The sequence below is a fragment of the Archangium sp. genome (assembly GCF_036388035.1).
GTDB lineage: Bacteria > Myxococcota > Myxococcia > Myxococcales > Myxococcaceae > Archangium.
In genome coordinates this window covers 1-11,638 of the sequence record NZ_DASVSO010000571.1, presented here as the reverse complement: position 1 = coordinate 11,638, position 11,638 = coordinate 1, and the positions used below count along the sequence as shown (strand labels likewise).

The window sequence follows — 11,638 nt, the reverse complement described above, 5'->3', positions numbered from 1 at the left end:
CTGTGGGTATTAGCGCGCATCAGTACCCCCTCCCCTTTCGTTCAGACGCATTGCTCTCTCCTGAGGCAGCTTTGCGACCATGGCAACCGGGTCTGACCCGTCGCCTGATGTTCTCGGCACTCCCGTCAGTGTCCAGACAGCGATCAACGCGGGCATTGAATTTTTACCTCGGACATGCCTGAAAACTGAAATCAATCTTTCAAGGAGAACTTCCAGGCATTCCCCGGATATCGCCTTGACAACGAGGATGTGCACCCGGGCGCGGGTTGCCAATCAGGGACGGCTGCGCGTCGACGCGAGAAAGTTGCCCAGTGTACGGGCGTACTCCACGCCCAGACGTTGGGGAACGTTGTCGTGGTCTGCGCCTTCCACCCACACCAACTGCTTGGGCTCGTGCGCCACGGAATAGAGGCGCTCGGAGAACTCGGGGCGGACGAAGTCGTCCGCGGTGCCGTGCAGCAGCAGCAGGGGCACTCCCTGGAGCGCGCGCACCCGGCCCTCGGTGTCCCAGGAGCCCTCGGCCAGGAAGGCGGCGGGGAGGTCCATGTTGCTGGAGTCACGCACCAGCCCCTGCACGGAGCTGAAGGGGGACTCGAGCAGGAGGGCCGCGGGCGGCGAGTCCACCGCGAGCTGGGTGGCCACCGCGCTGCCGAAGGAGCGTCCGTAGTAGACGAGGCGATTCGCCGGCAGGCCCGTGCGCGCGGAGAGCCACGCGAGCGCCGCCCTGCTGTCCTCCAACAAGCCCGGCTCGGTGGGCTCCACGTCCGTGGAGGTGCCCCAGCCGCGGTAGTCGAAGACGAGCACGTCGTAGCCGAGGTTGGCCAACCCCTTGGGCCGGGCGAGGTGCACGTCCAGGTTGCAGCAGATGCCGTGGAAGTAGAGGACGTAGGCGCGCGGCGGCTGCTGCGCGGCCTTCACGTACGCCGCCCCCAGCCGCACCTGGCCGTCCACGACGAGCTCCACCGGCTCGATGCGCTCGGGAGCCACCGTCTCCTCGGGCGTGTCCCCCTGCGCGGGCAGCGTGTAGTGGTCCACCCGCGTGCGCGAATAGAGGAAGGGGTCCAGGTCGTAGCAGGCCCCCCCTCCCACCACGGCGAGCAGCACTCCCAGCGGCAACCCACGGCGGCTCATGGCGCGTCCTCTCCGAAGCGGTAGCGCACGCCCAGCACGGCGCCGAGTGCCCCTCGGCCCCCCACGCCCTGCCAGTCCGCCGCGTTGAAGCGGGTGGCGTAGTCCGGCTGGTACCAGCGCAGCTCGGCCTGCACGCCCCACCGGGCCAGCCGTACCTCCTCGCCCACGGCCAGCGACAGCAGGGGCGGCCCGCCGGCGAGCTGCACCAGGCCGGTGGCCGAGGCGTAGGAGAGGAAGCGCCCACCGAGGAGGTAGCTGACGGTAGGCGACACCTCGACGTAGGCACGCGGGGACACGCGCCGCTCGGGCAAGAGGCTGGTGAAGCCGTAGAGGCGGCCTCCCAGCGCGAGGGCCGGCAGCGCTCCGTCCTGCGCGAGCGCCAGCCAGGAGCCGCCCACGTCCAGGCCCGCCACGCCGAAGGAGAGCGAGGTGAGGTGGGCGTGGGCCGCCACGTCGAAGCGGTCGGCCACGCCGTAGCGGGCGCCCACGGTGCTCAGCGGCACGGGGATGACCGGCCCCACCTTCACGAGAGGCCCACCCACGGCCCCCTCCACCTGCACGGCGCCTCGCGGCACCGGACGCACCTGGGTGGTCAATCCGCATCCCGTGGCGAGCAGGGCGGGGAGCAACAACAGGACGGCTTTCATCACGCCCCGACCCATAGAGGAAGCCCGCGAGTCCTCACGCCCAGGTGAACTCGTACTCGTTCTCGGTCGGTCCCAGCGGGCGCGAGCGCACCTGCACGCCCTTCACCTTCGCGGCGTCGAACGTCGCCACCAATCCCCCCTCGATGAAGGCACGGGGCAGCAGATCGTGCTTGAGCATCACGCCACTCTTTGGACCCTGAAGCCGCACCTGGCACTCCCGGTTCCTCGAGACGAGCTGCAGGGACGAGGGCACGTTGCTGAGCAACCGCCTCGGGTCTCCCTGGGCCATCAGCAGCAGCACCCTGCCCGCCGCCGAGGAGGCATAGAAGACCTTCGTGACTTCATAGCCCATCCACCACAGCGCCTTCTCGAAGCCCCCGTGCCTGTCGCTGAGGACCCGCCCCGCCGTGTAGAGCAGCCGGAGGAACACCTCGTAGGAGTAGTCGAAGAAATCCAGGAACTGTGTCTCCTCACACACCTGCAGGCAGCACTGCGCCGCCGCCTCGCCTTCCTCCCGCCGCACCAGCTCCAGCACGCCGGTGAAGAAGATCCCCCGCAGGTGGTCCGTCGGGGAGACGAGGGACAGACGACACCGCAGCTCCTCCTCCGAACCAGGAACCAGCGGCTGTGAGGTGGCAGGCGTGTCCATGACATCTCTCTCGCGGTGGGAGGGGCCGAGCCGCTCCGGCGCACCTGCTGGGACCTGCGGGTGAGATTCCGGAAGATTGATGGGCGACATCCCTTACCCAAGGCTACCCGGTGAGGCACCCTTGGGTAAGGGGGGCCAAGGGTGGAACGGGCCGGACTGACGTCGGCGGACAGTGGAGCGCGGACCCGGGCGTGTGAAAGCCAGGGAACCTGGCCCGTCTGACGGCGCGGAGACACTTGCGTTGCGGTGTGACTGCAGGTCTCCACTCGTACTGAGGCGGCGTTCGTCCCGTCCCGGCGCGAGCGCTCACCCCATCCAAATGGCCTCGACCCGGGCGCGCACCTTGCGCCGCCCCTCCGCGAAGCCCGGCAGCGCTCGCAGCGGCTGGAGCGCGGGGCAGCGGTCGATCCACTCCAGGTCGATGAGCGCCGTGTCCGCGGCCCGCTGGAAGTACTCCAGCGCCTTCTCCGCGTGACCACAGAGGCCCAGAATCTCCGTGGCGAGCTGGCACATCATCGAGATGAAGCGCGGGCTGTCCGTCTGGGCGAGTGCCTTGTCGAACAAGGGGAGCGTCTCGAGTGCCGGCTCCTCTCCGAGCACCGCGGCGGCATAGTGGCCCACCATGCGGGAGACGAAGTCCGGCTCATCGGCCGCCGCGGCCCGGCAGCGCCGCAGTTCCTCGACGTCCCGGTTCCACGCGGCGACCCGCCCACGCAGGGACTGTGCCGCGATGCGGTGCCCCGGCGACGCGACCAGCCGCTCCATCGCCCACCGGTAGTCGTCCAGCTGCCCGCGCAGCGCGCTGCAGCGGGCCAGCTCGAACAGCGCCGTCACCAGGGTGGGCGACAAGTCATAGGCCAGGCGCAGCCGCACGAGCCCCTCATCCGCGCGGCCCGCCTCGCACTGGATGCTGCCCAGGTACTGCAGCGACGGAGGGTGGCTGGGCGCGATGTCCAGGGCCGTCCGCAGGGACCTGACGGCCGAGCGCCAGTCATTCTCCTGGGCGGCGAGCATCGCCCGGGCCAGGTGCGTCTCCGCCATGTCCGGCGCCAGGCGCAGGGCCCGCTCGACGCTGGCGCGCGCCTGCGCGGCAGGGTCGCGCGCGGGGTCCTTCGGCCCCATGAACAACACGCGCATGCTGGCGATGGCATGCAGCGCCAGGGCCGGCGAGAAGTCCGGCGCCTGCTCCAGGCACGAGTCGAGCAGTACCTGTGCCCCCCCGTCGTGGCCCCCGCGGAACGCCGTATACAACTGGGTGCTCGCCCGGCGGTACAGCTCCAGCGCCTCGGGCGGAGTGTTCGCGCGCCAGGCCGAGAGGATGACCTCTCCGCGCAGCTCCTCGGCGATGCGCGGCACCAGCCGGTCCTGCAGCTCGAAGGCATCGTTGGAGGCATGCTCGAACCGGCCGCTCCAGAGCTGGGTGCCGGACTGGACCTCGAGCAGCCGCACGGACACCCGCACCATGGCGCCCGCGCACTGCACCGTCCCGTCCACCACCATCTGCACCCCGAGCTCACGCCCCACCGTCCGCGGGTCCCTCTCGTCGCGGAAGCGCGCCATCACCCCGGTGCCGGGCACGCGTAGCACGCGCACCCGGGAGAGCTGGTCGATGAGGGCCTCGGACAGCGTCTCCCCGAGGTACTCGTGCTCGCGAGGCCCCTGGAAGCGCAGCGGCAGCAGCGCCACGCCCTGCTTCACCGTCGGAGTGGTGGAGGTGCGCGGCATGCCGCGCGTGGTCGACGTCGACGTGGCGGGCGAGGGGGTATGCGAGGCCGTCATCGGCCCCGGGGTGGAATGCGGGGCCGATAGGGTGGGCTCCCCCACGCTGACCAGCCACTGCCGCAGCACCTCGGCCACCTCGAGCGCGCTCGCCGGCCGCTCCTCCGGGGAGCGGGCGAGGCAGTGGTGGACCACCTCGGCCAGCGGCGCGGGGATGGTGGCGCGCTGGCGCAAGTCCGGTGGGGACTGACGCAGGCGGGCCATGGCGGCGGCCCACGGGGTGTCCCCGGTGAAGGGTGCCTCGCCGGTGAGCATCTCGTGCAGCAGCAACCCCACGGCATAGAGGTCCGCGCGCGCGTCCACGGGGTCACCCGACACCTGCTCTGGTGCCATGTACATGGGCGTGCCCACGGTCCCCATGGTGCGCGAGGCGACCTCCCCCGCCACCGCGCGGGCAATGCCGAAGTCGGTGAGCACCACGCGGCCGCCCTTCTCGACGAGGACGTTGGCCGGCTTGAGGTCTCGGTGCACCACACCCGCGGCATGGGCCGCGGCCAGCCCCTCGCAGACGGCCAGGGCGATGCGGGCGGCCCGAGGCCCGCTCAGCAGGCGCTCGCGCGCGAGCAGCACCCGCAGATCCTCCCCCTCCACGTACTCCATGGTGAGGAAGGACTGGCCCTGGTGGGTGCCCAGGTCGTGCATCCGCGCCACGTGGGGGTGGGTGATGCGACGGGCGAGGCGCACCTCGCGGCTGAAGCGCTCGAGCGCGTCCGGGCTGGCGTCCTTGCCGAGCTCCAACGTCTTGAGGGCCACCACATCACCCACGAGGCTGTCGCGTGCCTCGTACACGGTGCCCATACCGCCCCGGCCGAGCATGCGCAGCAGGGCGTAACGTCCGGCGAAGAGGGGCGAGCCCTCCTGGGTGGCGGGGGCGCCCGCGGGGCGGATGACGGTGTTGTCGCCCCCATCGAGGGCGGAATCGGGGGGTCGGAGGTTCTCAGGCACGGCGCCTGCAATGTAACCCGGGCCCCCCTGCCCCGCCATTCACGCGGGGTACAAAAGGCGACGGGCGAGGAGCAGGCAGGCACGAGGGCAGCCCCCCGCGAGCGGACGTGCCTACACTCGGGGGCGCGCAGCCCCACTACCCGCTCGGCGTTCCCGGGCCGAGACACGAGAGGCCCCCGATGACGGACACCTGCATCCGCGATTGTCACGCGCTCGTCCCCGACGCGAGTGGAGCGCTCTCCCTCGCGCGCCACCAGGACATCCTGGTCCGCGGCAACCGGATCGCCGAAATCCGCCCCACCGGGAGCCCCCCCGAGTCTGGCGTCACCGTGCTCGAGGGGAAGCGGATGCTCGCCATGCCCGGGCTCATCAACACCCACGCCCACGTGCCCATGGTGCTCTTCCGGGGGCTGGCCGAGGACGTGCCCCTCGAGCGCTGGTTCAACGAGTTCATCTGGCCGCTGGAGAGCAACCTCACCGAGACGGACGTCTACTGGGGCGCGCTCCTGGGCCTCATCGAGATGATTGAAGGTGGCATCACCACGGTGGCCGACCACTACTTCCACATGGACCAGGTGGCGCGGGCCGTCGAGGAGGCGGGCTCCCGGGCCCACCTGGGACAGGCCGTGTTCTCCAGCCGCGGCTACCCCGCGCTGGCCGAGACCGCCGCCTTCGCCGAGCGCTGGAAGGGCGGTGCGGGCGGCCGCATCACCACCTGCATGGCCCCGCACGCGCCCTATACGTGCGACGACGGCTTCCTGCGCGCCTCGGTCGGGCACGCCAACCGGCTCGGGATTGGCATCCACATCCACGCCGCCGAGGAGATGAACCAGACGAACGCCAGCATGGCGAAGCGGGGACTGACGCCCATCCAGGTGCTCCGGGACACCGGTGTGCTCAGCGTGCCCACCCTGGTTGCCCACGGCTGCGGCCTGCTGCCCCAGGACATCGAACTGCTCGCCCGCCACCGGGCGACTGTCGGCATCGCCCACGCGCCCAAGACGTACCTCAAGCTGGCCATGGGCATGACTCCCATCCGCGCCTTGCGCAAGGCGGGAGTCGCCGTGGGCCTGGCCACCGACGGCGCGGTGAGCAACAACACCCTGGACCTCTTCGAGAGCCTGCGCCTCATGACGCTGATGCAGAAGCACGAGGCGATGGACCCCGAGGTGCTGCCCATTGCCGAGGCGCTCGACATCGCCACGCGGGGCAGCGCGGCGGCGCTGGGGCTGGGAGACCGCATCGGCACGCTCGCGCCCGGCTACCAGGCGGACCTCATCCTCGTGGACACCCGAGGCGCGCACTGGCAGCCCCCCCACAACCTCACCGCCGGGCTGGTGTACAGCGCTCGCGCCAGCGACGTGGACACCGTCATGGTGGACGGCCGCGTCATCCTGCGCGAGCGCCGCTTGCTGACACTCGACAAGGAGCGCGTGCTCACCGAGGTGGCGAGCACCATGGAGCGTCTGGCCCAGCGCGTGCCCGAGGCCCGAATCCAGCGCTACCAGCCTTGAGCACGCGGTGAACCAGGGGGGATCGCGGCTCATTGTTTCGTGAGGCGCTCGCTGTGAGCCTGCCCCGACAAGCGCTCAACGAGGAAACGGCCGAGGGATCCTCGCCACCTTCTTCGCATGCGCGATGGCATCGAGATGTTCCTGCCGCAGGGGGCGCTCGCGACGAAGTCGGAGCGCTCGCCGCTCCGCGTCCTCCAGCATGTTCCAGGCTTCTCGTGCTTGCCGAGGGAAGAGCTGGAGCGACTGGACGTAGAGGCAAGCGACGTGAACGCGCATCCCGAGATCGTTGAAGTCGAGCCGCTGGATACGGCGAAGCCACCGGCCGAACTCACTCCACGGCATGTTGGAGCCGTACGCCTCGGTGAGAAGGGTACTTGCAATGATGCGCCGCACCGCGAGGTGCTGCGTTCGGGTCCTGGCCCTGTGAAGCCAACGCTTTTCCAGCTTCAGGAGTTCGCGCTTGCACTCCTCGTAGGGCGCCTTCGCCTCGATCAACTTCAAGAAGAGAAGATCGAGTTCCTCACCAAACGTAGAGGAAGGCTCCTGTTGTGTGTGCTCCATGGTCACGCCCCGGGACACGGCTTTTCGTTCGCACGCAAGGGCCAGTAACCATAACGCGTGCACGCTGCGTAACACGCTTTGCATTGCGTCTCGTTCCAAACCCGGCCATCCACGCTTCCACCTCCAGCCCGGATGCACTTCGCATAGTGCGGCCGGCAGATGTCCTTGTCCCACCGCTCCCGCTCCTCCTGGGTTGGGAGTTCGGGGATCGGCGAGGACTCGGATTCTGGTCGTCCCGGTGGCAGATAGTTGGGCTGAGCGGGTTGGGTCGTCGGAGCCCTCGCCCCACACCGCTCGTAGTCCCCTGGGTGTTGCTTGAGGCAACAGGAGGAGGTGTTGTCGGTCTGATTGCACTCGGCCTGTGTGAGCGCGAGGCCGCTCGCGTACCGGGAGGCGTTCGCGGATGTGCACGCCGATGAGAGAAGCGCAACCCCCACAGCGAGGAGGATCGGACAGCACGGTCGACCTGGCTCGACGACACCAACTCGTTGCATGGAGCTCCCAGATCTGAAAGCGCGGCTGAATTGTCCGGCCACCAGGCGCATTCGCAAAAGAAGCCCTACCGCCGTTATGTCAGCCGAAAAACTCGCGCTCCGAGTGAGTCTGTCCCAAGTAGCCCACGGTCTGGAAATCGATGATGCATGAAACGAAGCGAGTTCCCTCCAACGCCACCCGGAGGTGTACAACTGCGGAAGTAGGGAGGAGGCCGCGCGTGGCTGACGAGAAGACCTGGAAGGGCGGACGGTTGGGACCGTTCAACATCGGCAGGCGGTACAGGAACGTGGGGGTGGACCTGGGTCGCATCTACGCGGCGGAGAACGTCCACTCGGGCGCACCAGCCCTGGTGGTGGTGCCTGGAGCCCGCGCGGACTGGGAGCCCAAGGAGTCCTGGCGGGTGTGCGTCTCCTCCCATGCCGAGCCCCCCTACGTCACGCTGGTGGTGGAGCACGCCCCCGCCTCGGGTCGACTGCCGGAGCTGGCCGACATGCTCGACCTCGTCACCTCCGCTGTCGAGCGGTTGGAGAAGAATGACGAAGCACGCGCCCACCTGACGGGCGGACCCGTAGGTGCTTGGAAGCGGTGGATGGGGCGTGTCCGCCGGCTGCCGCGCTCACGGCGCGCACTGCCTGTCGCCGGACTCGCCGCCGTGCTCGCCTTGGGCGCGGTTCTCTGGCCACGCTTCTCGGAAGATCTCGAGAGCCCGAAGGAAAAGGAGAGCGCCAGCGATGGGGCCACCGAACAGGCGGCAGCACAAACCATGGCACCCGTCCTGGCGGACACCACTCCGGGCGCAACGGCCATCGCATATCCCCTGCCCGCGAAGCCCTTCAGCGACCAGGCCAAGGCTCCCTGCTATCCCAAGAAGGGGGAAGTGGAGATCAACGGCGGATGCTGGTTGGAGTTGGCGAAGCGCCCGCCTTGCTACGACGACCACGCCGAGTACCAGGGCAAGTGCTATGTACCGGTTTCGGCGCGCTCTCATCAGGGTGAGCCACGCTCCCTCCAACCCTGACAGCTATGGACTTCCATCCCATCGCGGGCGTCGTCTGGTACGCCATCGGGCGCTTCTACGAGGCGCTCGACGGCAAGGTGCAGGACCTGGGCTACTTCGCGCACCTCGGGGGCCTCTCCCCCCTCTTCAACGGCCCTCCCGGCGAGGCCACCGCCTTCTTCACCTTCCGCTCCGAGCCCTTCTCCACCCAGACACTCCAGAACGGAGATCTCTCGGTATCGCTCGACACCACGGGCCGCTTCACGCTGTACCTCCAACGCGAGCCTCGCGGTGACTTCTCGCGCCCGGAGACGTTCTCCCAGGGCGAGCCCATCGCCACCTTCGAGCGCCTCTCCATCGCCGTGGGGACGTCGGTGGGGCCGCTCTCGAGCAACCTGTTCTCGGCGGCGCTGCGCTCCAGCGTGGACTTCACGCACGGGGGCAAGAGCTGGAACCTCGCGCGGTTGATACCCGAGGGCATCACGCAGCTCGGCACGGGCAGCACCACCGCGCTGCCGCCGCCCCAGGGCTACACGCGGGTGCTGCCCTTCGTCGGTTCGGCCCTGGCGCTCGGCGGCAACGTCCGCGGGCGGTGAGGACTCCCACCCGCGAACGGTTCCGCTGCCTCAGTTCTTCGCCGCTCCCGCGACGAAGATCCAGTTCTCGATGGACTGGCGATCCGCGTCGGGCAGCGCGGCGTTCCCGTTGAGCGGGTTGATGGGCATGCGGCTGCCGGTGATGCTGCCGTCGCCCGTGAGCTTGAGGTACAGGTAGCTCTTGTCCAGGCTGCCGGGCTGGATGAGGTTGAGCGCGGGATTCTGGAGCGAGGGCTTCAGCACCAGACGCGAGTAGACTTCGTCCGAGGTGCCGAGCAGGTTCAACCCGGCCTGGGGGCTGTCACCGCCGTGGCAGCCGCCGCAGTTGGACTGGAGCAGCGGCAGCACGCGCCCCCGCCAGGTGTCCCCGGTGCCCGCGAGGCTGAGGGCCGACGGGTCCGCCGAGTACGTGCACTTGTTGTAGTCGATGGCGGAGGACAGGTTCCACTGCGTGGCCTGCGGGTCCAGGCCCTGGATGAGGCACATCAGCGCCAGCATGTCCTGCACGTTCGGCGGCTGGTTGGCCAGTGGCATGCGGGTGCCGGGGACGGGCTGGCCTCCCATGTACCCGCGCAGGCGCGCCACCAGGTAGCTCTCCTCGGGCCTGCCCGGGTTGATGAGCGGCACGGTGTTGCCGACGATGCGCGCCCCGAAGACGCCATTGCGGTTCTGGTCGCCCTGCACGATGCCGGTGGCCACCAGGCTCTCCACCGTGTCGCGCTGGTACTCGCTCACCTCGGCGAAGAGGTGGCGCCGGTCGTCGAGGATCCACCAGCGCGTCTTGTAGCTGGCGAAGGACAGCGCCTGCACGTTGCCCTGGTCGTCGACGAAGTTGCGGATGAAGGTGCCGGTGGCGCCGATGCGCTCCTGGGTCACGGGCACGGGGTCATGCAGGTACAGGTGCAGTCCCGGCGTGGCGGCGTCCGGCCGCACGTTTTCCGGGGTCTCTCCCATGACGAGCTCGAACCAGCCAATCTCAATCTCGCGGAAGGACGGCTCGGTGAAGCGGAAGCGGTCGCCCAGACGCTCGCACCGGTCGAACACACCCTCCGGGCTGCCCGACTGCACGTTGCACGGGGCGCCGATGGCGGCCGTGAAGGTGGCCGCCGTGTGCAGGTCCGGGTACTCCTTCTGGTTGTGGCACACCCCGTTGGTACCGCTGCAGGTGCGCATCACCAGCTTGCGGTGCACGTCGAGCCCGGTGGGGTACGTCTTCTGGGCCGCCAGCACGTCCGCGTCCGAGCCCGTGTATGCGGCCACCTGCGCGGGCGCGTCCGGCGTGGGACGCTTCGGCTCGAAGGGGATGGTGCCCTCGTCCGTGGTGGGATTCGAGGAGCCGCAGGCCAGCGACAGGGCCGCGAGCGTGGAAACGAGGAGGGAGCGCTTCATGCGAAGAAGTCCTGAATGGGGGCGTCCGCGGGGAAGACGCCCTCGTGGTCCGCGCCGAGGAGGTCCAGCATCGTCTTGAGCACCGAGCGGTAGGAGTACACCTTGCCGGTGGCCTTGAGGTCCGAGGCGCGCACCGAGCCGAGGCTCTTGCCGCCCTTGCCAGCGCCGGAGATGACCCCGCCCATGAAGGGCATGGACATCCACCGGGTGGCCAGGTCGGGGCCATGGTCGCTGCCGTTGGCGGAGTTGAAGCGGCTGCCGCCCGTGGTGCGGCCAAACTCGCTGCCGAGCACCACCAGCGTCTTGTCCCAGTAGGTGCCGCCCTCGGGGTGCTGCATCTTCTGGAGGGCCGTGCGCAGGCCGCTGAGGAGCCGGTTGGCCGAGTCCATCTCGGCCGGCAGCTCCGCCTCCTCGCGCGAGTGGAAGTCGTAGCCGCCCTGGTTGAGGAACACCGCCGGGCAGCCGAAGTGGAACAGGCGCAGCCCGAGCGCGGCCCGCTGGCCCGTGGTGTCCGTGCCCAGCAGCGTGCGCAGCTCGCGGTTGCTGATGCCGTCCACCACGTCGTTGGAGTCGCTGCTCACCCGCAGCAGCGGGTCGCGGAAGATGCGGCCGTACTCGCGCGTGGCCTCACGCGTCTGCTGGTACGTCTCCACGCCGCCGCGCAGCGCCGTGTGGAGCCGCGCGTGGAAGCGGGTGTCCAGCTGGTTGGCGACCTTCGCCGCCCACGGGGGCAGGCTCGACTCCGGGTCCACGCTGAAGCGCTCGAAGCCGCTGCCCTCGAGCACGGGAGGCCGGTAGGTGGCGTAGTTGCTGGCGCCCGTGGCCATGCCCGCCTCGCCGAGGCTGAAGGCCGGCAGGAGAATCCTCCCCTGGGCCGCCGCCTCCGCCACGCGCTGGCGCAGGCCGTAGTTGACGAGCGTGAGGAAGCCGGTGGC

At 69.6% G+C, this 11,638-nt stretch carries 10 protein-coding genes; 3 read left to right on the top strand and 7 right to left on the bottom strand.

The features are described 5' to 3' along the window. Nucleotides 1-273: 273 nt before the first annotated feature. The 4 genes from VF697_RS23035 to VF697_RS23020 form a co-directional block, all read right to left on the bottom strand. Nucleotides 274-1,131: an alpha/beta hydrolase gene (locus VF697_RS23035; protein WP_331098430.1), complete on the bottom strand. Its 858-nt coding sequence runs from the start codon at nt 1,129-1,131 to the stop codon at nt 274-276. Further along, entirely contained in the window at nt 1,128-1,781 is a 654-nt protein-coding gene (locus VF697_RS23030) for a hypothetical protein (protein ID WP_331098428.1), read from the bottom strand. The genes VF697_RS23035 and VF697_RS23030 overlap by 4 nt, the downstream gene beginning before the upstream one ends. Before the next feature lie 31 nt (nt 1,782-1,812). Next, the gene (locus tag VF697_RS23025) at nt 1,813-2,427 is read right to left on the bottom strand and encodes a TIGR02265 family protein (RefSeq protein ID WP_331098426.1); all 615 of its coding nucleotides are present in this window, start codon (nt 2,425-2,427) and stop codon (nt 1,813-1,815) included. A 306-nt stretch (nt 2,428-2,733) separates the two neighbouring features. Further along, nucleotides 2,734-5,151, bottom strand: coding sequence for a protein kinase domain-containing protein (locus VF697_RS23020; RefSeq protein ID WP_331098424.1), 2,418 nt, complete (start codon nt 5,149-5,151; stop codon nt 2,734-2,736). 179 nt (nt 5,152-5,330) lie between these two features. Between VF697_RS23020 and VF697_RS23015 the strand changes: the two genes are divergently transcribed. Next, nucleotides 5,331-6,665: an amidohydrolase gene (locus VF697_RS23015; protein ID WP_331098422.1), complete on the top strand. Its 1,335-nt coding sequence runs from the start codon at nt 5,331-5,333 to the stop codon at nt 6,663-6,665. A gap of 75 nt (nt 6,666-6,740) precedes the next feature. Here VF697_RS23015 and VF697_RS23010 read toward each other — a convergent pair whose 3' ends face one another. Further along, on the bottom strand, nt 6,741-7,166 hold the full coding sequence (locus VF697_RS23010; protein WP_331098420.1) for a hypothetical protein: 426 nt from the start codon (nt 7,164-7,166) through the stop codon (nt 6,741-6,743). Nucleotides 7,167-7,938: 772 nt separating this feature from the next. On the opposite strand from VF697_RS23010, the gene VF697_RS23005 reads away from it, so the two are divergent. Together VF697_RS23005 and VF697_RS23000 are read left to right on the top strand one after the other, a co-directional pair. Next, nucleotides 7,939-8,739, top strand: coding sequence for a hypothetical protein (locus tag VF697_RS23005; RefSeq protein WP_331098419.1), 801 nt, complete (start codon nt 7,939-7,941; stop codon nt 8,737-8,739). A 5-nt stretch (nt 8,740-8,744) separates the two neighbouring features. After that, complete coding sequence (locus tag VF697_RS23000; RefSeq protein WP_331098417.1) at nt 8,745-9,314, top strand: hypothetical protein; 570 nt, start codon at nt 8,745-8,747, stop codon at nt 9,312-9,314. 30 nt (nt 9,315-9,344) lie between these two features. On the opposite strand, the gene VF697_RS22995 is transcribed toward VF697_RS23000, so the two are convergent. Further along, entirely contained in the window at nt 9,345-10,703 is a 1,359-nt protein-coding gene (locus VF697_RS22995) for a hypothetical protein (protein ID WP_331098415.1), read from the bottom strand. Next, on the bottom strand, nt 10,700-11,638 hold a 939-nt coding region (locus VF697_RS22990), incomplete at its 5' end, for a DUF1501 domain-containing protein (RefSeq protein WP_331098412.1). The genes VF697_RS22995 and VF697_RS22990, both read right to left, overlap by 4 nt.